Origin of the sequence: Catenulispora acidiphila DSM 44928 (assembly GCF_000024025.1) — a bacterium.
Lineage (GTDB): Bacteria > Actinomycetota > Actinomycetes > Streptomycetales > Catenulisporaceae > Catenulispora > Catenulispora acidiphila.
In genome coordinates this window covers 8,025,088-8,047,288 of the sequence record NC_013131.1, presented here as the reverse complement: position 1 = coordinate 8,047,288, position 22,201 = coordinate 8,025,088, and the positions used below count along the sequence as shown (strand labels likewise).

At 68.6% G+C, this 22,201-nt stretch carries 10 protein-coding genes; 9 read left to right on the top strand and 1 reads right to left on the bottom strand.

Going from position 1 to position 22,201, the window contains the following annotated elements:
• Window positions 1-4: 4 nt before the first annotated feature.
• Complete coding sequence (locus tag CACI_RS34445; RefSeq protein ID WP_015795518.1) at window positions 5-3,478, bottom strand: DEAD/DEAH box helicase; 3,474 nt, start codon at window positions 3,476-3,478, stop codon at window positions 5-7.
• Between the two features lie 273 nt (window positions 3,479-3,751).
• Here CACI_RS34445 and CACI_RS34440 point away from each other — a divergent pair, with 273 nt between their 5' ends.
• The 9 genes from CACI_RS34440 to CACI_RS46460 all read left to right on the top strand — a co-directional run bounded on the left by CACI_RS34440 (window position 3,752) and on the right by CACI_RS46460 (window position 22,193).
• Window positions 3,752-8,239 (top strand): nucleic acid/nucleotide deaminase domain-containing protein, encoded by a 4,488-nt coding sequence (locus CACI_RS34440; RefSeq protein WP_015795517.1) that lies wholly within the window; start codon window positions 3,752-3,754, stop codon window positions 8,237-8,239.
• Between the two features lie 19 nt (window positions 8,240-8,258).
• Window positions 8,259-8,714, top strand: coding sequence for an SUKH-4 family immunity protein (locus CACI_RS34435; RefSeq protein ID WP_263053497.1), 456 nt, complete (start codon window positions 8,259-8,261; stop codon window positions 8,712-8,714).
• Between the two features lie 834 nt (window positions 8,715-9,548).
• Complete coding sequence (locus CACI_RS34430) at window positions 9,549-10,556, top strand: hypothetical protein (RefSeq protein ID WP_015795515.1); 1,008 nt, start codon at window positions 9,549-9,551, stop codon at window positions 10,554-10,556.
• A gap of 375 nt (window positions 10,557-10,931) precedes the next feature.
• Window positions 10,932-11,621, top strand: coding sequence for a 4Fe-4S single cluster domain-containing protein (locus tag CACI_RS34425; RefSeq protein ID WP_015795514.1), 690 nt, complete (start codon window positions 10,932-10,934; stop codon window positions 11,619-11,621).
• A 355-nt stretch (window positions 11,622-11,976) separates the two neighbouring features.
• Window positions 11,977-14,994, top strand: coding sequence for a helix-turn-helix transcriptional regulator (locus CACI_RS34420; RefSeq protein WP_015795513.1), 3,018 nt, complete (start codon window positions 11,977-11,979; stop codon window positions 14,992-14,994).
• 121 nt (window positions 14,995-15,115) lie between these two features.
• The gene (locus CACI_RS34415) at window positions 15,116-17,668 is read left to right on the top strand and encodes a caspase family protein (protein WP_015795512.1); all 2,553 of its coding nucleotides are present in this window, start codon (window positions 15,116-15,118) and stop codon (window positions 17,666-17,668) included.
• Between the two features lie 62 nt (window positions 17,669-17,730).
• Complete coding sequence (locus tag CACI_RS34410) at window positions 17,731-17,961, top strand: hypothetical protein (protein WP_015795511.1); 231 nt, start codon at window positions 17,731-17,733, stop codon at window positions 17,959-17,961.
• Window positions 17,962-18,380: 419 nt separating this feature from the next.
• A complete protein-coding gene (locus tag CACI_RS34405) occupies window positions 18,381-19,391 on the top strand; it encodes a hypothetical protein (RefSeq protein WP_015795510.1) in 1,011 nt (336 codons plus the stop codon).
• Window positions 19,392-19,463: 72 nt separating this feature from the next.
• Window positions 19,464-22,193 (top strand): CHAT domain-containing protein, encoded by a 2,730-nt coding sequence (locus CACI_RS46460; RefSeq protein ID WP_015795509.1) that lies wholly within the window; start codon window positions 19,464-19,466, stop codon window positions 22,191-22,193.
• Window positions 22,194-22,201: the final 8 nt, after the last annotated feature.

Sequence of the window (22,201 nt, the reverse complement as noted above, 5' to 3'; positions counted from 1 at the left end):
CCCCTCATCCGTCGGCCTCGCTGCGGACCACCGGAAGCCGGGTCGCGAGCTGATTGAAGTACTGCTGCTGCTTCCAGAGGTCACGGTTCCCGACGACGTACAGCCGACGCTTTGCGCGAGAAACTGCGACGTTCAGCAGATTCGGCTTTTCGGCGGCCCAGACCCGTTGGCCGCCGTTGCTGCTGCCTAGGACGAGGATGACGATGTCGGCTTCCTTGCCTTGCATGGTGTGGATCGTTCCGACCGCTTCCCTGGGAAGTCCTAGCGACAGTTCCGCTACGCCGCGTACGACCTTGCGGAATGGGCTGATGACTCGGATACGGTCGCGCCGGACGCCGTTTCGGCGCAGCTCCGCGATGAGTGCCCGCACAGCGCGGCCCTCCGCGGGGATCCACGGGCTGTCCCCGTTCGATGGGCCAGCGACATGGATCCAGCTGCTCGCGCGCAGGTCCCGGTAGGGGTCCTCATCGGGCTCGATCGGCTTCTTGCCGTTGACCATGAGCGTGCCGCCGTAGGCGATGTCGTTGCTGATGTCGAACATCGGCGCGTCGCAGCGGCGGTGGACACGCAGTGGTGCCCCGACCCAGACCTGGTCGCCCTGTCCGTCCTGGTCATCGACGTCTAGGTACGTACCGTAGGGCGCGAGGCGATCCGCGAGAGTCTGGACCGAGACCTGGCCTGGCAGCCATTCCTCTCCCACGTCGAAGTGCTCGCGCAGTGCCTGCTGAAGGCTGTGCGGAACGGTGATGACCGGTTCGAGTTGCCGAGGGTCGCCAACGATCACCGCGTGCTGGGCCCGCCACATGGCGCCGACCGCGCCGGCTGGAGTGGCCTGCCCCGCCTCGTCGATGAACAGCCAACCCAGGTCTTCACGGCCGAGATGCGAGAACAAGCGGCCGGTCGAGGCGAAGGTCGTAGACACTACGGGTACTGCCAAGAACAGCGATTGCCACGCCGCTTTCGCTGTTTCGCCTTTAACGTCAGATGGTGCGCTGCCGCCGATGATGTCGAAGGCGGCCTGTAGATTGCGCCGCATGGTCTCGGAGGTCGCGAGCAAGAACTGTTTGTGCAGGAGCAGCGCCTCCAGAAACAGGCGAGTCCTGGCGTCGGCGATGTCTCGGTCATTCCAGGGTGCTGACTTCTCGCGGAGCGCATCGTCCGCGAACACTGCGGGCGAAGGGACGTGGTCCTTCCAGTTTGCGAGCGCTTGGTCCCAGATCCGCTTCGCCTCATAGGCGCGACTCTCGGTCGCTGCCAACCGGTCGGCGATCTCCGTGCGGCGGCGGCGGGTTCTCTCGAGGTGTTCAGATGTCGCCAGAGCCTCCTGACGCGTCTGCTCGTACAACGCGGACGTTCGCTCCTGAAGTGTGGCCAGTTGCTGATCTTTCTGGTACCACTCCCGCCCGGCTTTGCCGCGCGTCGACAGCGACGTCCACAGATTCGGCTGGCGGCGTGCGTGTTCGGCCCGTGCGACCTGTCCCTGGGCGAGAACCTCCTCACCGCGGCGTAGCAAGGTCGCTGCGGTATCGGCTTTCTCAGCGGCCAGTGCGACAGCGGTGTCGGCCTCAGCAAGCGTCTGTTCCAGAGCTGTCGTCTGCGCTGCGGACTTCGCGACGATCTCGGCGGCGTCCGCCGCAGCCTGTCGTGCCGCCTCTAGCGCTTCGACTTTGACCAGTGCGTTCGTGAATCTCTTGACGGCAGCTGGCCAGTCGATAGGCGTGCCGTTCCGGGTCTGTTCGGTGAGCAGGTCGGCGAGGCCTGCTCCGGAGCGGTCCGGCCGACGCTTGTAGCCATCCGCTGCGTCTCGCTTCGCCGCAGCTTCTTCCTTAGCGGTCACGCCCCACCAAAGGCGTTCGCTGAAGTTCCGTCGGAGCTCCATCTTGCCCAACGCGCCGGCGACTGCAGCCCAGGCCCGCCGGTCAGGTTCGGCGTCCTCGATCTCCAGGGCGATCGAGGCGGCGGTGGCGAAGTAGTCGATCTCGCGTGCTGCCTCCCGCCAAGACGCGTCGATGCCCTCAGGGCCCGGGAACTCGTGGGTGATGTTCTTCGCCGCGCCGTTGCTTGTGCAAGCGACGACCATCTCGAAACCGGTCAGTTCTGGAATCAGTGGCCGTACTTTGCGGGTGCCGACTTCCGTGCTCCAGGAACTCGCCGGGCCGCCGAATGCGTCTGCGGGCCGTTTGAGCTTGGACAGACGGATGGCGCGCTCGACCACGAGGGCAGCGATCACATCGCGCAACATGGTCGTCTTGCCTGTGCCTGGGGGTCCGTTGACCGCGTACACAGGAATGGAGCCGGCTCTCGTCGCGCTGAGGATCTGGTTCACGGCGAACTGTTGGCTCAGTGCCAGAGGACGGTCCGCCCCGCCGACCCACCGGCCGACCGGCGTGTGCTTCGGCGCCACTTCTGCCAAGACGTGGCCACTGCTCGTGCGGACGTCGACACGCGATCGCATATCTATGTGTGCCGTGGGGCGCAGGAACTCGCCTAGAACCTTGCCGCCGTCCTTGGCGAGCAGGGCATCTTGGACGCGCTCGAGATCGTCGAACAGAAAACTGTTGAGAAAGTCGCTGTCGGCGGTGTCCGCCGACCTCACATGTACCCGCTTGGACGCTACCCAGATTTCCGCCGGATCGAGGGCCTTACCGATTCGGAGCTGGCTGACTTGTTCTTCGAACAGCGCGAACAACTCTCGCGGATGCACGGGGCGACGCCCGTCGGAGCTCCCACCGGCAGACTGGTTCTCACGGTCACCACCATCGCCGCCACCGTTCGGCGCGTCCGGCTCGACCATCTTCTTCGCGAAGGTACCCGCGGCTTTGCCGACCGCGCCGCCTAACAGCGGTCCGGCAACTGAAGTGGCGAGCGGCGCCGCTACGGCGTTGACCCCGGCTTCCGCCGCGTCCGCTGCGGCGCCGCGGAGCCGGCCGCCCAAGCCGCCGTCATCGCCACGACCCGCTCCCGAGCCACCCGGCATACCGGGAACTGGTGGCTCGCCGAGGTGCCGCGTCAGCTCTTCGAACTCGGCACGCGCCGTAGCCCATGCGGTCTTGTCGAGCCAGCTGCCGCGCCACGGTCGCCGGGCCAGCACGCGCCCGGTCGCCCAGGCGCAGGATGACAGAACCTGCGAGTCTTCTATGAGATGACCAGACTGGGTGAGAGTCAGCGAGAACACCGCTGTCGAGCCGTCCAGTCGCGCATCCCGGTACTTTGCATCGTTGCCGAAGACCGCTACGACCACATCGCGAAGCCGTTCGAGCGCGAAGATCCCGCCGAAAACAGTGTGCTGCCACACTTTGTCTCGCTCGAGTTTCAGTCTGGCCAAGGGATGCATGGGGTGCCAAGGGGGGACTTCACCCGGCGAGAGCCGAAAGACCTTGTTGTCCCATGACGGCTCGTCTTCGATCTTCGGTGGACTGAACATCTCCACGGCCCACCAGAACCGTACGATCGCAGCGTCCGCCTCGCCCTTTGCCACACATGCCCCCTCAGCACATCAGAACTCTGATCTACTCAGCCTACAGAGGCGTAGCGACACGGTCACGATTGGTTCCGGTGCTGGGCCGCGTCCGATGCCGAAGTGGGAACGGTACGTGACTGTCTCATGCTCAGGGGGTTACCGATGTCGTGGTCGCTTTGTAGACTCGACACTCGCTGTAGATCGAGTGTCGGGGGAGCGGGGGACAGTGGTGGATCACGGCGGTGGGACAGGCATGGGCCTTGACGCACATGTCACGCGGGGAGGCCGCTGATGGCGCGTCCAACCGGGTGGGACATCCTGGGCCTGGACGGGGATCCGACACCCGGTGTGGTTGAGTCGGTACAGACTCTGGCCAAGGAGCTCGGCGACTTCGCTCACGACGTGGAGTCGGCGTATCGGAGCCTGAACTCGTTCGGGTCGGACGCTTCGGCTTTGGAGTGGGTTGGGCAGACCGCTGATGCGTTCAAGGGCCAGTTCGGTCCGCTGCCGGGTCGGCTACAGAAGCTGTACACGTCCTACAGCGAGGCATCCGACGCGCTGTCGGCGTACGCTCCGGTGCTGCAAGCTGCGCAGTCGAAGGCTGATGCGGCCCTCCGTCAAGCGCAGGACGCGCACGCCGATCTGCAGCGTGCCACCACCAGCGCCAGTAGCGCCGCGACGGATCTGAAGACGGCGCAGCAGAACCAGGCTGCCAACCCGAATCAGCAGGCGGTCACCGACGCACAGACCGCGCATGACACGGCGCAGACCAACCTGACTAATGCCAAGGCGCGCATGGCCGATCTGGCCAAACAGGCCAACGACGCCTACAACGACCGCATCACAGCGGCGAAAACCTGCGCCAGCGCTCTCCACCACGCGCAGTCTGATGGCATCCACAACAAGCATTGGTGGGAGCACGTCGGGGAATTTTTGTCCGAGTGGGGCGGGAAGATCGCCGAGATCGCCAACGACCTCGCTCCGTTCCTGGACGTCCTGGCCCTGGCGACCTCCTGGATCCCCGGTGTCGATGTCATCACAGCCGGCCTGGCCGAAGCCGACAACCTGATCGCGCTGGCCGGCACAGGGCTCGAAGTCGCCGGCGACGCGATGCAGGGCCATTGGGGCGACGCCCTGATGGGTGCGGGGATGCTCGGGGTCACCTTCCTCGGTGGCAAGGCCTTGGAGAAGTTCGGCGGCAAGCTCCTGGGCAAATTCGGCAAGGAAGCACACGAGGCGGAAGGCAGCGAAGCCTCCTTCTGCAAAATCGACCCGATCGACGTCGTCTCGGGCCAGATGCTCACCGCCGAATCGGATCTGTCCCTGCCCGGCGTCTTGCCGGTGATCCTGCGGCGCGCCTACGCCTCGGCATATGCCACTGGTCGCCTGTTCGGACCAGGTTGGTCCTCTACCCTCGACCAGCGAATCGCCCTGAACGCCGCAGGTATCCACTTCGCAGGCGACGACTCCCAGATTCTCCATTACACGCTCCCCGACGGGGATTCCCCCGTCCTTCCTGAGCGGGGAGCGCGGTGGCCGCTTGTCTGGGATCGTCAGACCGGTGAGATTCGGGTTACTGACCCGTGGAGCGGCCTCACTCGCCATTTCGCCGTCGTTCACCACAACGAGAACGCTGCGCAGATCAGGGACCTGACCGCGATATCTGACCGGAACGGCAACCGGATTAGCTTCGTGCGAGACGAACGCGGGACGCCGGTCGCTATCGAGCACCCTGGTTACCGCGTCGCCGTGGAAGCGTCCAATACGGCCGCCGGCGTCCGCGTCACGGGCCTGCGCCTGCTCGACGGATCTCCGGATGGCGTCACCGTCAAACGATTCCACTACGACGATCGCGGTCGCTTGGTAGGTGTCCTCGACTCCTCTAACCTGCCGTACAACTACGAGTACGACGATGCGGACCGGATCGTCGCCTGGGTCGACCGGGTCGGCTATCGCTACGCCTACGAGTACGACGAGGGTTCGCGGGTCGTACGCACTCAAGGTGACGGCGGTTACCTGTCCGGGTCCTTCGTTTACGATGACGAGCACCAGACCACCGTCTTCACGAACTCTCTCGGCGACTCGATCACGTACGTCTATGACGAGCTGGGCCACCTGATCTCTGTTACCGATCCGCTTGGCAACCAGACTCGCGCCGAGTTCGACCGGTACGGTCGGCCGCTGTCTCGCACTGATGCCTTGGGCCGTCGGACGGTCTACGAACTCGGCGAACACGGTGATGTGGTCCGCCAGATCGGTCCAGACGGCGCGGTCACCGAGTTGGACTACGACGAGCACCATCACATCGTCGCCGCACGTGCGCCAGACGGAGTGCTCCGGCAGCAGCGTTATGACCAGCGTGGGAACCTGATCGTTGCCGTTGATCCGCTGGGCATCGAGAACCGTTTCGCCTACGGCGACGACGGAGCCTTGCACGAACTCACCGATGCCCTCGGCGCCACAACTCGTGTCGAAACCGACGGCGCTGGCCTGCCAGTTGCCACGATCGGCCCGCTAGGCGAGGTCACTCAGGTAGTCCGCGACACCTTCGGCCGCATCACGACGATCGTTGATCCCGTTGGCGGTCGCGCTGAATACGGCTGGACCGTCGAAGGATATCCTGCCTGGTATGCCGCGCCTGACGGGGCACGTTGGGAATGGTCCTATGACGCGGAGGGGCGCCAGGTCGGGGTGCTCGACCCTCTGGGCAGTCGGACAGTGTTCGAGCTCGGGCCATTCGGCTCGATGGTTGCGCGCGTGGATCCGACCGGTGAGCGTCACGAGTTCGCGCTCGATAGCGAGTTGCGTCAGACGTCGGTGACGAACAGTGCCGGCGCGACGTGGCGGTACGTGCACGACGCGGCCGGTCAACTGGTGTCCGAGACGGACTTCATCGGCCGCACTCTCGCCTATGAGCATGACGCGGCTGGGCAGCTGACGGCTCGCATCGACGGACTCGGGAACCGTTCGGAGTTCACCAGAGATGCCGCGGGTCGGGTCGTTGTCCGCCGGACGAGCGATGGAGAATTCGCTTACGAGCGCGACGCGATGGGCCGCCTGACCCGCACGACTGGACCTTCCGGCGCCGCTGTCATCTTCGTTTATGACGCTGCGGGTCGGGTGGTGTCCGAAACGGTGGATGGCCACGAGGTCGTCTCTGAGTACGACTCTGCGGGGCGTCGAATCCGTCGCACCAGCTCTTCGGGAGCGGTCTCGGCGTGGACGTTCGATGCTGCGGGCCGCCCAGCCGCGTTGGCGGCGGGCGCAGGGAAGCTCGACTTCCAGTACGACGCGGCAAGCCGTCTCACGGGCGTCGTGTTCGGTCCGCAGGCCCGGCTCGAGCAGGGCGTGGATGCAGTCGGACGGCTGGTTGCGCAGCGGCTGTGGAGTGAGGAACGGCCTATCGTGGGCGGGCAGCCGGCGCTGGGTCGCGATATTGGATATCGGCCAGACGGTACACCCGCAGTCGTGACCGACAGCTTGCGAGGCGTCCGTCGTTATGACTTGGACCCGGCTGGCCGGGTGACGGGAGTCAGAGCGGAAGGCTGGTCGGAGTCGTACGCGTACGACGCCTTCGGCAACGTCGCCCAGGCCGACGTGCCGACTGACACGGACACTTCCGGGGCTCGGACCACCGACCGAACGCTGATTCGGCAAGCTGGGCGCACGTCTTATGAGTACGACGTCGCGGGCCGCCTGGTACGCGCCCTCCGGCGCACACTCGACGGTCGGCGCAAGGAATGGACGTATTCCTGGAACGCTGATGACCAGTTGGTCCAGGTGGGTCTGCCGGACGGCACGGCGTGGCGCTACCGCTATGACCCGCTGGGTCGTCGGACGGCTAAGGAGCATGTAGCGGCCGGTGTGGTCGTGGAGACCGTTCGTTTTGCGTGGGACGGCAGCCAGCTGGTCGAACAGTACTCTTCCGGCGGCGATGGTGGTCGGGAGGTGTGGACGTGGGACTACGATCCCGATACTTTCCGGCCGACCGCGCAGCGCCGTCGTCACTGGGTTGACGACGCTTCTCAGGAGGTTGTCGACGAGATCTTCCACGCGATCGTCACGGACCAACTCGGCACGCCGTCCGAACTGGTCGATCAGGGTGGCCGAATCGTCTGGCACACCACGACGAGTCTGTGGGGTACACAGACCGCCGTATCAGCCGATGACGGAGTCGATTGCCCCCTGCGCTTCCCTGGCCAGTACTACGACGCCGAGACCGGTCTCCATTACAACCGTTTCCGCTATTACGACCCTGAGACCGCTGCTTACCTCACACCGGACCCGCTCGGTCTGGCTCCGGCGGCCAACGACCGGGCGTACGTTCCGAACCCGCTGACGTGGGCCGACCCGTATGGTCTGGCCTGCACCGGGACCACCGAGCCCGGAAGCACCGATCTGAGCCAAGCGGTCATCCAGGAGCGATTGCGACTGGGCAAGAAGGGCAACAACTTCGCCGCCGCACGCTACATCGATGACAACGGAGTGGAGCAAATAGCGGTCGCTGCCTCGTCAAAGGGCCAGTTCATGCATGCCGAGCGTAAGCTGGTGCGCCAGTATGGTGACAAGATCACCGAGGTGTATTCCGAGTTTGAGCCCTGCATCGGAACGAACCAGTGCCGAAAGACTCTGGGCGATATGGGTATCAAGTACACCTACTCGTGGGCGTGGACGCTCTCGAAGGACGGCGTAGCAGCCAACGCTGCACGTAAGGCATACGTGGACCAGATCTTCGATGACGCTGAGGCAGGAAACTGGGCGGCGCCATGGGCAGACTAGAATGAGCGCCGTGATCGGAATGCACCGTTACCCCCAGGAATACGTCGCTACAGTCCGTGCTGCGGATGCCCGCGACTACTTGGTGACGACCGGGCTGCCCGAACAGTCCTCGATCTTTGTCGCCGCCGAGGGCGGCGAACTGTCCGCGGGCGGTCGCGATCTGTTGCAGGTGAGTGATGCCGAAAACGGCGGATCGTACTTCATCGACCGCGACTCAGGCGAGATCATGCTGTGGGACGGAGAGCTCGGGAATCTCGTCTATGTGAACGCCTCGCCCCGTCAGTTCGGTGAAAGCGTCGCCATATTCGAAGAGGCGACCGCCGGATCCTCCCAAGACGAGGCCGAGGAGATCGCCGCTCGGCTGCGCGTCGAACTCGAGACGCTCGACCCGAGCGCACTGCGAGACGAAACCGGGTTCTGGCAGTCGCTGCTCATGGACGTCAGCATTGGGGACTACGCCGACGACGATGAGTAGCGCTAAAGATGGCCGCACTCGTTCCGGTGAAGAACTAGCCGCTGGCTGGTGACCGACCGCACTTGCGGGCTGGGCGAGGGATCCAAGAGTGAACTGCGGTCCCGCGCTCATTGCAATCATCCGTCGAAATGCATGTCGAGGCTGCTTAGACCGGACTGCCTATCGACGCCGTAAACGGCAGGTAGCGGACCTTTTATCGTCGTCTGACTCCGTTTAAGGTGATAGTCGTGCCACTGTGAGTGCCAATCAAAAGATTCTTGTCGATCGACGAGCCGCCTTTGGGCGTGACGGCCTGCCAGCCCGCGCCGTGTGATTGGTAGGTCGCCGCATTCGCTGCTGACCGAAAATTCGGGGCGCTCGGTTGGTCGTTGTTGCGCGGACCCAGCCTGTCCTGTCGGCCAACCTGGCAGTCTGACTGCGCTTTTGGGACCGGAACTTCCCCTTGTCAGGGCCCGCTGGCGCGACACAGATGATGGATGGACCGTGGCCTTCTCCGGCTTTGCTGGGACCGTCTGAAGGAATAGCAGTTGACGTTGGGCATCGCAGCAATGACGCAGCGAGCCGAGACCTCAGGGTCATCAGCCCTGCACCCTCTTCTAGTGCCCTTGACCTGCGCGGGTGAATTACTTGGCAAGCGGAATTCTGCCAGGCGGCATCCTTGTTGTCGGTGTCTGAGACTGTGACGGATCTTGATGACTTCCGCGTTCGGCGACTCGAACTCTGTCCCGTTCCCGTTCCCGGCGGCGCAGATCCGTCGCAAAGCAGTCCTTGGCGGAGTGCTACAGACCCTCCCTCTTGAGTGCTGTCCGTCATCCCCTGATGAGGAGGAAGACCATGAGTTCTGCGGGAATCGTGATCCCCCCGGGGGCCACCGTCGCCGCGTCGGCCGCGATCGCCGAGCTGACCGCCGCGGCCGCCGGCGTTCTGACGGTCTGGGCGGCGGATGTGCTGGCCGTGCGTGCCGTCGAGGGGTCGGGAGGGGGAGGCGAAGAGGAAGTCGCCGGGCGGTCGGCCGTGCACAATTCGGAGGTGATCTGGGAGGACGTAGCCGTTGACGTCGTAGGGCTCAACGCCAGGATCATGATGGTGGCTGACCGGACGTCCGGCGCGAGCACCGCCGCCGTCCTGCCGAAGCCTTTGAGCCTGACCGGCCGCACGGCGGCGGAGGCTGCGCGATGGTGCCGGGAGAGCGAACGGCTGCTCGACGCCGAGGTCCGGATCGCGCGGGCCTGGTTTCGGGCCGAGGATGCGAGCCCGGAGGCGGTGGCGGCCGTCCAAGGCCTGAATCCGGACGCCGACGAGCAAGCGTTGCTTTCCGTGCTGGAAGCGGCCCGTACCGTCACCGCCAGAGAGACGCAGGAGGCGGATGTCCAGCTGCGGGCCTTGCGCCGACTGGCCGCGACAGTGAACGTCGCGGTCGCCGACCATCGGCTGGCCGCGCAGCGATGGCCCGTACTGGGGGATTCGGCAGTGGCCGGCGGGCGATCGCCATCGCTGTTCACCGACGTCGTCGTGGCGCTGCGCGACATCGCCGCCGGCAGGGCGCGACTGAAGCCTGCGCTGCGGTCGCTGAGCTCCGAGGCGGTTGCGTGGGCCGGCGACAAAATCCACCAGTGCTTCATCGCCGAGACGATGCGCGCTTGCATGGCTGAGCTCGGCTATCACCCGGACGGCGACTTCCACGTGGAAGTCTCGGCTGACGTGGGCCTGTCGCGCCCGGAGTGGAACGGCGAGCACTCGGCGGAGATCTGGATGGACCGCAGGGGAATGCTGTACGGCCGGCTGGCCCACGAGACGGCGGTGCACGGTGAGGCTGCCCTCCGCGAGCGAGCCGTTGCGTGAAGTTCAACCTGGACGTCGGCGTTCTGGGCCGCCTGCTGTGTGCCGAAGCGGTCGTAGACGATACGTACGTCCCGCCGGACCGGAAGCACTTTGAGCCTGTCCGGAGCCGGGCGCGCAGGAGCCGTACCGACGCATAGCGGTTCGTACAGCCATGCTCCGGAGGGTCGGCCGATCGGTGCCGGCCCCTTCGATCTTCCACGACCACGTCAGCATCCTGGAGCCGTATCCGCCATGGTCACGACCCGATCCGGAGGCGCATCGCGCGTCGAACGCCGTAGTCCTGCCCCGCTGTGCGGGTTCTTGGCCCGACTCGTCGCCGACGACTCGAGTCGGCGGGCAGGACCGCAGCCCGCGTCGATCGTCGGGGCGCTCACGATGGGCAGGCCGCTCGTGAACGACGCGCGTCTGCGGATCAGCCGCAGCCATTTCCCGGTCACCGCCCTCGGCCCTGGCTTGCGGCTCGGTGTCTGGGGGCAGGGATGCCCGCTGGCGTGCAGCGGGTGCATGCCCCGAGGCACGCGGGATCCCGACGGCGGCGTCGAGGTGGGCGCCGCCGACCTGGAGCGCCGCTGGCGCGACACCATGGACCGCGGCGCGACTGGTCTGACGGTGAGCGGTGGCGAGCTGCTGGCCCAGGCTGGGGCGTTTCGCAGGTTCCTGAAGAGCGTGCGCCGGGTGGGTTCCGAGTTCGGCGGGGATCTCGACGTCCTGATCTCCACCGGATACAAACTCGGAGAAATCGATGCGGACCGGGTGGAAGCGGTGGATCTCGCCGACGCGGTGATCATGGGCTGCTATGACGCTGCCAGTCCTACCGACCCGCTCTGGCGGGGATCGGCGAACCAATCGCTGCTGATCCGCAGCGACTCGGGACGGCGGCGCTATGCGGAGTGGGAGGACCGGCGGGCAGCCCGGCCTCCCTGGCAGATGCGGGTGGACGGGACGGGCGTCTGGTTCGCGGGTATTCCGCCGCGCGGAGCGCTCGCCCGTGTGGACCGCGCTGTGCGGTCGACAGGTTTGGCGTTCCGGAGCGTCAGTTGGCGCTCAGGCAGCTCTGGGCTTTGATTCGCCCGCACCCGGCACGGATCGACCTTCGAACGCGTCTGAAAGACAGGAGAACGTTGTGACAAGGCCGGGCTGGGACGATGACACCTTCCCGGAGACGGTGCGAGCGCGGTTAATCGCGATGCTCGCGGAAGAACTGGACGCGGCTCGGGGCCGCGCGGTGGCCGCGGGGGCTGACCCGCGGCTTGTCGCCGCATTGTGGGAGTCCCGGCTGGTCAGCCTCGCGGGGGGTTCGCAAGCCGCTGTGCCAGAACCCGGAGAAGCTCGATCGGGCATTGCCGGAAGCAGAGGTCCGCGCTTGGCGAATTTCCGTCACCCGGGTCGTCGTGCAGTGCCTCTGCGTGAGAATGAAGCCATGGAGGCGGGAAAGCTCGTCGGGCGAGAGCGGGAACTCGGCGAATTGTGCGCGCTCGTGGACGCCGCGTCGGCCCAAAGGCCGCGCATCGTCCTGGTGTCCGGGGAACCGGGGGTCGGCAAGAGCCGCGTCATCGAGGAGTTCGCGGGCCGGGCACGCGAGAAGGGCGCCATCGTGCTGCGCGGAGCGTGTCTGGATCTGGGCCGCGGCGACATCCCCTACCTCCCTCTGGTCGAGGCATTGCGGCTGAAGGCGAGGCAGCAGAGCGGGGCGCACACGCGCGCGGCGGCCGGCCCGGTCTGGGACGAGTTGTCCGGCTTGATCAACGGCTTCACCGGCGCCGGGGGTGGCGGCCGCACCGAAAGGTTCGGGGTGCAGCCCGTCTACGCCGCGCTGCTTCGCATGCTGGACCAGCTGGGCGCCGCGGCGCCCGTGGTGCTCGTGTTCGAGGACATCCACTGGGCCGACCAGTCCACCCTCGACTTGGTCTCCTTCCTGTCCCGGGCCATGTCGGACGAGCGTGTCCTGCTGGTGTGCAGCCACCGCGCGGGCATGCCGGCCGGCCATCCGACGCGGATCCTGCTCGCCGAGCCGGACTTCGGCCGCCGGGTCCGCCGCGTGGCCGTGCCGCCCTTCACAGAACCCGAGCTCCTCCGCTTCCTGGAGTCCCTGGGCGGCGACGTCGACGCGGACATGGCGCGCGCGTGCTTCGAGCGGTCCGAGGGCAACGCGTTCTTCGCCCAGCAGCTCTACGAGTCCGGCGCGCTCACCGATCAGGCGGCCGGACACCTTCCCGTCTCCGTCAAGGAGCTGATGCTGGCGCGCCTCGGAACGCTGAGCACTGACGCCGACCGCGTCATGCGGGTCGTCGCGACCGCCGCGCGCCGGGTGAGCGGCGATCTGATCGCCGCGGTGTGCGGGCTCGACGACGAGTCGCTGGACCAGGCCCTGCGCGAGTGCCTGGACGCAGACACGCTCGCCGCCGATCCGATGGACGACGTCTACGCCGTGCGGCACGCCCTGATGCGGGAGGCCATCTACGAGCGGATGTCTCCCCGAGAACGGATACGGCTGCACACTGCTATGGCCGAGGCGCTGACCGCCGACCCCACCCTTTCCCTGGCGGACGGCCGGAGCGCCGCGGTCGAGCTGGCGCACCACTGGTTCTCCGCGCGGATCTTCCCCCAGGCGCTCGCCGCCGCAGTGCGTGCGGGCGAGCTGACCATCGGTACGCGCGCGTTCCACGAAGCAGAGCGGCAGTACAAGCGGGCGTTGGACCTGTGGAGCCGGGTCTCGGATCCCGAAGGCGAGGCCGGAACGACCCGCCTGCGCGTTCTGGAGTCCGCCGCGGACGCCGCCCGGTGGGCCGGACACGGCTGGCGCGCGGTGGAGTTCATCGAGGAGGCCATCGCGCTGATCGACCCGGTTCGGGACGCCAGAAGACTCGGTGAGTTGTATGAACGTCTGGGCAGCTACTTCTGGGAGGCCGGGGCGAGCAAACAGACCCACGAGGCTTACGCCCGGGCCGAACATCTGCTGGCCGGTTCCGCGCCCGGGGAAGCCGTCTACGCCAGGGCTCTGACCGGACTGGCCATGGCCGAGGTCCGGGCCTACTCCTACGACGAGGGACTGAGGCGGGCCCGCCATGCCGCGAAGGTCGCCGAGACGGCCGGCGACCTGGCCGCCGAGGGTCGCGCGCTCAACGCGGCAGGCTTGGCGCTCACCAGGCTCGGACAGACTGAGGAAGGCATATCCCTGCTTCGGCGTGCTCTGGACAGCGCCAAGCGCACCGAGCAGTTGGAGGATCTCTTCCGGGTCTACGGAAACATCTGCGTTGCCCTGGAAGGCATCGGTGACGCGGCCGGCACCCTCCGGATCGCCGAAGCCGGGTTGAAGGACGCGGACCGGTTCGGCCTGCAGGGAACCCGCCCGGCCCGGGTGGTCGCGAACGCCGCCGCCGTCGCCCTCACTTTGCTGGGGCGGTGGGACGAGGCCACGGCGCTGTTGGAGGACACCCTGCGGGACCGGCCCCCGGTCGGGGAGAGCGTCTACGAGCGGCTGACCCTGGCCGAGGTCGACGTGGCGCGCGGCCGGTTCGCCGAGGCCCGGCGGCTGATCGAGGACGTCCGCGGCAAACGGGGCGACGACCCGCGGCTGGCGGCGGCGCTGCAGGTGTGCCAGGCCGAGGCCGACTATTGGCAGGGACGGCCGGACGACGCTCTGGCCTCGGTCACACGCGGGCTGACCACGTTCGGCGTGGCCGAGGACGTCACGGATGTCCTGCGGCTCCACGCCGTGGGTCTGCGTGCGGCGGCCGACATCGTCACGATCGGGGCCAGCGAGTTCAGTGCGGACGGAGACGACCCGGCGGTGACCGCAGCAGCCGAGGCACTGCTGTCGGGTTGGACCGCCGAAGTCTTGCCGCGCCTGGCCGCACGCGTCACGACTCCCGAGACCAGGGTTCTGTGCCGGCTGTGCGACGCCGAGCGCGACCGGGCGGCGGGTCGGGACACGGCCGCGGTCTGGGCTGGCGTCGCCGAGGACTGGGACGGCCTGGGTCGGCCCTACCCCGCGGCATACGCGCATTGGCGTCAGGCGGCGGCCGCACTGGCGGCGGGCGACCTGGCGGAGGCGCTCCGGGTGGCCGGTGCCGCCGCGGACGCCGCCGCGACGTTGACCGCGGCTCCGCTGGGCGTCGTCGTTCGGCGCTGGCTCGGTGTCGCCGACGGCCCCGTCACCAAGAAGAAGGCTGCCCGCCCCGGCGTGTCGGGAATCCCGGCGCCCTTCGACGCGCTGACTGCCCGGGAGCGCGAGATCTGCGCCGGCATCGTGCGCGGCAGCAAGAACCGCGAGATAGCCGTCGACCTCTTCCTGGCTGAGGGTACCGTCGCGGCACATGTGAGCAAGATCCTCGGCAAGCTCGAACTGCGCAGCCGCGTCGAGTTGGCGACTCTGGCGCTCAGGGTGGGTTTCCCGGTCCAGAATGGTGGCGTCTCCGCTGGTGAGGACCGTTCCTGAGGCGCGGTCCGTCAGCCCTCTTACAGCAACCGGCCGCCGGGCATCCCCGCGGCCGACCGTGCCGGCCGGCGGCGCGCTTCGCGTCCCATGCCGCCGCGCCGGCTCCTGAAAGAGGAGACCCATGTCAGAACAAGCCTCCGGGCCCCTGCGCGGCAGGGCCCTGCTGATCGGCTGCGCGGTCGACGGCTTGACCGGGGTGGACCAGGACGTCAAGGCTGTGGCGGAGGTGCTGTCGGACCGGTCGGTCGAGGTCGAGCAGCTCACCGGGCCCGGCGCGACCAGGGCCGCGATCCTGGACGCCTACGAGCGCCTGATCGCCGCGGTCGAGCCTGGCGACCTGGCCGTCGTCCACTACAGCGGCCACGGCGGACTCGCCGTGGCACCATCGCACGGTCCCCGCCCCGGTCTGGCCGATCTCCAGTTCATCGTCCCCGTCGACTTCCACGACTCCAAGCCCGGAGACTTCCGGGGCATCTCCTCGGTCGAGCTGTCGGTGCTGCAGGCTCGCCTGACCGCGAAGACCGACAACGTCGTGGTCGTGCTCGACTGCTGCCACTCCGGGCAGATGTCGCGCGACCCCGGTCTGCGGGTGCGCACGACGGCACGCGGCACGCCCTACGAGCGGCTCCGCGAGCACATCGAGCTCCAGCGCCGTGTTGCCGGTCTGCGGACCGAGCTCCGGCCCTCGCCGGGCAACCCGGAGGCCGTCCGCCTGGTGGCCTGTGCCCCCGACCAGTCGGCTTTCGAGTACCAGGGGATCGACGGCGGGCAGATCGGCGTCTTCACCGAGGCGCTGGTCCTGGCCCTGAGGTCGGCGGGCACGCGGCCCGTCAGCTGGGCGAGCCTGCTGGACGCGGTGCGGCGGCGGGTCCAATTGCTGGCGCCGGGCCAGCGGCCCGAAGCCGAGGGACCGTCTCGGCGGTTGCTGTTCGGCACCAAGGAGGACGACCCGCTGGACGCGCTGTACACCGTCGACATCGGCTCGGGCCGGGTGCGCCTGGACTGCGCGCCCCTGCTGGGCGTGCGGCACGGCGACACCTTCGAGGTCCGGTCCGCCGAGGACGACCGCGTCGGCACCCTGGCCATCGACGTCGTGGGACCGCTGGCCGCCCAGGGCCCGCTCCTGCTCGCTCCGGGCGTCGACGGGCTCCCGGTGGGGGCGCACGCTCATCGGACGTCGACTGCCGCCCCGGCCCTGCCGGTGCGGGTGCCGAGCGGTGGCGCCGCGGAGCTGGAGGGAGCCGTCGGTGCCTCGCCGCTGCTGACCGTGGCCGGCGACGACGAACCCTGGGCCGCCCAGGTGGTGCTCGATCCCGACGGCCGCCTGACAGTCGGTGACCGGATCGGCCCGCTCCACGGCCCTTACGACGCCGGGCCTGGCGGGATCGGCCAGGCGGTCCGCGCGTTGGTCCGCATTGCGCGGGCGACCGCCCTGCGAGGCCTGACCGCCGACGCCGCCTGGGCCATGGGGGCGGAGCTCATGGTGGAGTGGGGACTGGTCCGCGACGGCGAACGTCATCCGCTTCCGTCCGCCGGTGCCGCGCTCCAGGCCGGCGACCCGATGTACATCCGCATCCGGAACGACGACAAGCGAACGGTCCATGTGTCCCTGGTCAACATCGGCGTGGACGGGGCTGTGACGCTCTTGACAGACTTCGCGCCCTCCGGCATCGCCTTGGCGCCCGACCGGGAGTACGTGTTCGGACTCGACGGCTTCACCGGCGCCCTCACGGGCCAGCCGGTGTACTGGCCGCCGGAGCTCGACCCCCTGCGCGCCAGACCGGAGACGATACTGGTGATGGTGACGCAGGATCCTCATCCCTTCGGCGGCCTCGACCAGCGAGGCGGTGTCTTCGCCCTCCGCGACGCGGACACGGCCGGCTCGCCGCTGTGGGCGCTGGTCGCGCAGATCGGCACCGGGGAGGACCGGAACGTCTCGCCCGCCGGCGGCCGGGCGGCCGTCTACGATGTCCGGGCCCTGGAATTCGATCTCAGCGCGGGGTCCGCCGGGCCCCGGTTTCTGATAGAGGAAGGGCCCGCGAGGGCGGCGGTCTCCCGCGAGGCGGCCGCGGCACGGGCGGCGGCGCCGGCGAAGCTGGCCGTGCGGATCGAGGACCTCGTCGTCCACCGGAGCCGGGCGTGGCTCGGCGCGGATGTCCGTGTGGACATCGTCGTGGCGACCGGGCCGTCCGGCGGCGGCCCCGACGGGGAAAACTCCAACACGCCTGTCCACGTCGCCCGCACTGAGCGCTTCTCCCGGATCCGCGGCGGTGAGGCGCTGCCCCTGGACCGGATGCTCGTGTACCACGGGCCGGCCGTGGACTATTTGGACGTCGCCGTCTGGGTCTCGCGAGACATGACGGACCGGCCCGATCTCGCCGACCTGCTGGCGGCCGAACCACCCGGGCTCCCGGCGGCCGAGGCGCTTTTCGGCCTCGGAGAGGCCGTGGCCGGTGTGCCGCACGCCGCGGCGACGGCGGTCGTGCCGGAGGCGGGCGCCGTCGTCGTGGAGGCCGCCTACCGGTTGCTGCGCGCTTCCCTCAGCGACGTCATCGGGCTCTACCGCGGCTCCATGCTCGCCCAGGAGGGCTACGGCGCGGGGCGGCACCCGGTGGCCGGGCTGCGCCGGGTGCAGGACTTCTCCTTCGCATACCGCGTCGAACTCCTCGGGTGAGGGTTGTCCGTCACACCTCTGACGCAGGGGTTCACCGTTCGCCCGACGAGAGGCCAAGCAAGATGCACACCAGGAAAGTCATCATCGATTCCACGCAGTGGATCTCGGAGGAGCCCGACGCCGCCAAACTGGTCGGCACGATCCAGGACGCGATGCAGAACGGCACCGTCGTGTCGCTGCCGTTGCTGGACACCGCCCGGCGCCGCTTCACCGTCATCGTCAACGGCCGGACGGTCCAGACCGTGGCCGTCGATCTGGATATGAACCCGGCTCCCACCGAGATGACCGGCTGACCGTCCCGCCGAAGCCCGGCCGTCGCCTGACGGCCGGGCTTCGGCGTGTTCGGGCGCCCGCGCCGGCCGCTCGCATCATGGAAATGTGTAGGGGCCGGACCACGGTCGTTGAGCCGGCCGTCATACATGGCCGACCACCCCTCGTTTTCTCAACACTCTGTCGCCGTTCATATGCCAGGCGCGACGGCTGCGACGACGACGGCGCGTCGACCCCCCCATTTATGCTCGTCTTCCGCGCCCATTATGGATCGCACTTCGAAGCCCGGAATACCGTGGTCGCATCTTCCGAAACGGGCGATCAGAATTCGCCCTCCGGGCCGTCTCCAGGTATATCCGCGCATTGTCTTCCAGTAGCGCGTGGGTGTCGCCATGCCTGAAACGCGTGCCCCGGGGTGAGATGGCGTGGAGAGGGGCATGGCGTGATCGGCGAAGACTTCCGCGAGTCGAGTGCGGAATCCGAATTCTTGCGTGCGGTCGGCGAAGGCCGGATGGAAGAATTCCTGGAGAGAGATCCGAGCGGCGGCGCGATCCTTTACCGAATAGTGGACGACGTCGTCTACGAACAGCTCACGCGCAAGATCGAGCGCCGGCGCGGGCACCTGCTCTGCGCCGCCTCCCGGAGCAAGCTCACGGCCGAGTGCCACGACCGGCACCAGGACAACGTCGAGGCCGTGCACGCGGACGTGCTGCGGCACGCCGGCGTTCAGATCGCGAACCTCTGCGGCTGGCTCGTACCCCGTCTGACGCCGGTCACGGTCGATGCGCACCGGCGCCGGCGCGGCGAGCGCGGAGCCCTCCAGCGCCCCCGCCTGCCCGCGTGGCTGGTCGTCGCGCTCGACGCGGACCCGTGGCTCACAGAGCTGGCCAGGGAGATCCTCGTCTGGGTCGGGGTTCCCCTGGCGCTGAACACCGGTCTGTGGCCGCTGGGTGCCTGGGCCGACCGGCGCGCCGAGGTTCTGGGCCGGTGGGGCGAGGCCGGCGAGCTCGGGGTCGTCCCCGAGGTGGAGCAGGTGCTGGCCGCGATGCGCACCCGTCCCTCGTGGTACGAGCGGTACGTCGAGACCCCGTTGGGCCGCAAGCAGCCGCCTCTGGTTCCGGCGGCGTGGGTCGGCGAGGACCGTGAGCCCGACCATCTGGAGCTGGGCCGGCCCGAGCTCGCCGCCGACGACCTGCTGGACGAGCTGGCCGCTCTCGCGATCGATGCGGTCCGGGCCAGGGCCGCTGCCGGAGTCGAACTCCGGACAGCGGTCGTGGAGGTCCTCACTGGGGTCTTCGGCGGAGCCGGAAGCCTCGGCACAGGTTCGGACCGCGTGGCGGACGCCGAGGCGGACTTCGTGGCGCGGCTGCTGGACGATCCGGCTGCCGTGGACCGGATCGCCGCGGTCTTCCTCGCCATCGTGGAGGCGCCGGAGGACGGCTCGAGCGACTGAGCGGAACGGTCCGTCAGCACCAGGTGTAGCCGATGGCGCACGGCTGACGGCCATGACCGGCGAGGAGCCGCTATGTCTGAGGAACCCGGAGAGCGCGACGCTCATACCAGCCCGATGCCCGGGATCCCTGACGGCAGCGGTCTGGAGGCGGTGGCCGACGCCGTGCTCGCCCTGTCTGCCGCGACCCCGGGACGCGGCGCGCTCGCCGCGTCCGTTCTGGGCTTCCTAGTGGCCGACGGCGGCCAGGACACCGGTGAATCCTTCCTCGGGCGCGCGAACCGCATGGCCATCCGCTACGAGCTGTTGCTGGCGATCGCCGATCCCGACGCGCTGCGCGACCTGGACTGGCCGCGCGCACGTCTCGGGGCGGTGCTCTGCGTTCTGATGGCCAGGGCGGTGAGCGGGGGCTCCGCGGAAGCGACGCGGGTTCACAGCGAGCTGGATGATCTGGACCGGGAATTCGGCGACGACGCCGCCGCGTCGCGCAGAATCGCCGTCGTCCGCACGTTCGTTGCCCAGAGCCGCGCGTTCCACGACGGCGACGGGTCGCACCCCGCGCAGATGTCGGCGATGGTCGAGCAGCTCATCGGGATTCTGCCGATGGAAGGACCGGACGCCGGTGCGGTCGCAGCGTTCTTGGCCGCATTTGGGAAGCTGGCCGCGGCGCAGCGAGATCCGGTCGCCATGCGTATCGCACTCACGGACCTTCGCGCCGCCGCTGCCCGGCTCCCGGAAGGTCACGCATTGCGCCGTGCCGGCGGCGAGGCGGCCGCGCTCATCGGTCCGCTGCTCGGCATGCTGGAAGGCGATGTCGGCGATCCGACGGAGATGCCGCCTCTTTCACCGGCTCCCGGCAGCGGTCCCGAACCCGACGACGACCTGGCCATGCTGCACCACATAATGCTCGGCTTGAAGCAGGACGGTGCGAGCGATATCCGCAAGGTCTCCGAGGCTATCGAGCACCTCCGCGCGGCGGTGCGGGCCGATGCGCCCACGAAGATGGTACGGATCCTGAGTCTCATCGAGCTCGCACGCCTTCTGGAAGCCCGCAGTGCCCTGACCACGACCATGGCCGATCTCGACGAAGCCGCCCAGATCTCGCGCGCCGCGCGGGACCTGATCGGCGACCATGGAGATCCTCTCTGGTCGACGGTGAACGATCAGCTCGCCCGCATCGAACGGCGCCGCGGGGACACCGGAGCTAGACGCTTCGCCCTGGACTCCTTGCGCAGCACTGCGTGGCAGGTCCTGCTCCAGGACGGCGTCGAGGCCGCGCAACGCGTGGTGCGGGACGCGGCCGGCACGGCCGTCGCCGCGGCGATGCAGGCGCTCGTCGAGCACGATCCCGCCGACGCGGTCCGAGCGCTGGAAGGCGGCCGTGCTCTGATGCTCTTCGCCGCCACCGAGTTCCGCGACGTCGCGCCACGCCTGGCGGAGCTCGGCCACGCCGGGCTCGCCGAGCAGTGGCGAGCGGCCACCTCCCCGACCCGGCCGGGCGGAGTCGGGAGCATGCTCGCCGGTCTGCGGCGCGAGGTGCTCGGCGCCCTGGCCGAGGCTCCCGGGCTCCTGGACCCGCCGGATCTGGGGGAGATCGCCGAGGCGCTGACCGCGCTGGACGCCGACGCCCTGGTCTACCTCGTGGCCGCCGGCCGCGAGCCGGCGGGATGGGCGGTGACGGTCTCGGCCGACGGCCGGCCCGGCTCCCTGATGCTCCCGAAGCTGCGCCTGGAAGGGGAGAACGCCGTACAGCGGTTCCTTGGGACGGTTTCGGGACGAACCTTCGCGGCGAGCGCCGGGCAGGAGCGCGGCGACCGCAACGTCTTCCCGGACGGAGCCGGTCCGACGGCCAGCCTCGTCGACGCTACCTGCGACTGGGCATGGAGTGCGGCGATGGGACCGCTGATCGGGCAGTACCTGCCGACCTTGCCGCAGCCGCCGGCCGGTCGGCCGCACCGGATCTTCCTGGTGGCGATGGGTGAGCTCGCGCTGATCCCGTGGGCGGCGGCCCGGGGGGACACCGGCGGCTACGCGCTTGAACACGTCGCCGTGTCGCAGACCGCGTCGGCCCGCATGCTGTACCGGTCCGCGGCGTTCGCGCCGGTGCAGCCGATCCCCGTCGGCCTGGTGGTCGGCGACCCGGACACCGGCGACATCGGCGTGCCGCTGGTCGCGGCCCGGGCGGAGGCCGAGGCCGTCCACCGGACCTTCTACCGCGAAGGGCTCCATGTCGGCCGACGCACCGACGGGACGGTGTGCCGGGCCGGAGCCGGGACGGTCGCCGAACTCGGCGACTGGCTTTGCGCCGCGCACCCTGGCGAACTCTTGCACTTGGCGTGCCACAACATCACCCGAGGGGACGCGACCGGGAGCACTTCGTACCTGCTTCTCGCCGGCGGCAGCCGGATGTCGGCGCGGGAAGTGCTGGACCTTCTGGCTCTCACCACCGACTGCGGAATCAGCCTCGCAGTCCTGGCTGCTTGCCGTACGGCGTGGTCGATCCACGGCTACGACGAGTCGTACAGCCTCGGTACCGCTTTCCTCGCCGGCGGAGTGCGATCGGTGCTGTCGACGCTGTGGGCCGTGCCGGACGGGACGACGTCGGTCCTGATGTTCATGGTCCACCACTACCTGCGGACGCAGGGGCTCGCGCCGTGGGACGCGCTGCGGCGGGCGCAGCTGTGGCTGTTGGATCCGGGGCGCGAGATCCCGGACACCATGCCGCGCGCCTTGCGCGGCGAGGTCGAGGCAGTCGACATCCCGGATGTGCGGGCCTGGGCCGGATTTGTCCACGGAGGACAGTAAGGGGACTG

Coding starts and splice junctions, on each gene's coding strand:
- CACI_RS34410 (WP_015795511.1), top strand. CDS start 17,731: ATGCACACCAGGAAAGTCATCATCGATTCCACGCAGTGGATCTCGGAG.
- CACI_RS34425 (WP_015795514.1), top strand. CDS start 10,932: ATGGGCAGGCCGCTCGTGAACGACGCGCGTCTGCGGATCAGCCGCAGC.
- CACI_RS34430 (WP_015795515.1), top strand. CDS start 9,549: ATGAGTTCTGCGGGAATCGTGATCCCCCCGGGGGCCACCGTCGCCGCG.
- CACI_RS34420 (WP_015795513.1), top strand. CDS start 11,977: ATGGAGGCGGGAAAGCTCGTCGGGCGAGAGCGGGAACTCGGCGAATTG.
- CACI_RS46460 (WP_015795509.1), top strand. CDS start 19,464: ATGTCTGAGGAACCCGGAGAGCGCGACGCTCATACCAGCCCGATGCCC.
- CACI_RS34415 (WP_015795512.1), top strand. CDS start 15,116: ATGTCAGAACAAGCCTCCGGGCCCCTGCGCGGCAGGGCCCTGCTGATC.
- CACI_RS34435 (WP_263053497.1), top strand. CDS start 8,259: ATGCACCGTTACCCCCAGGAATACGTCGCTACAGTCCGTGCTGCGGAT.
- CACI_RS34440 (WP_015795517.1), top strand. CDS start 3,752: ATGGCGCGTCCAACCGGGTGGGACATCCTGGGCCTGGACGGGGATCCG.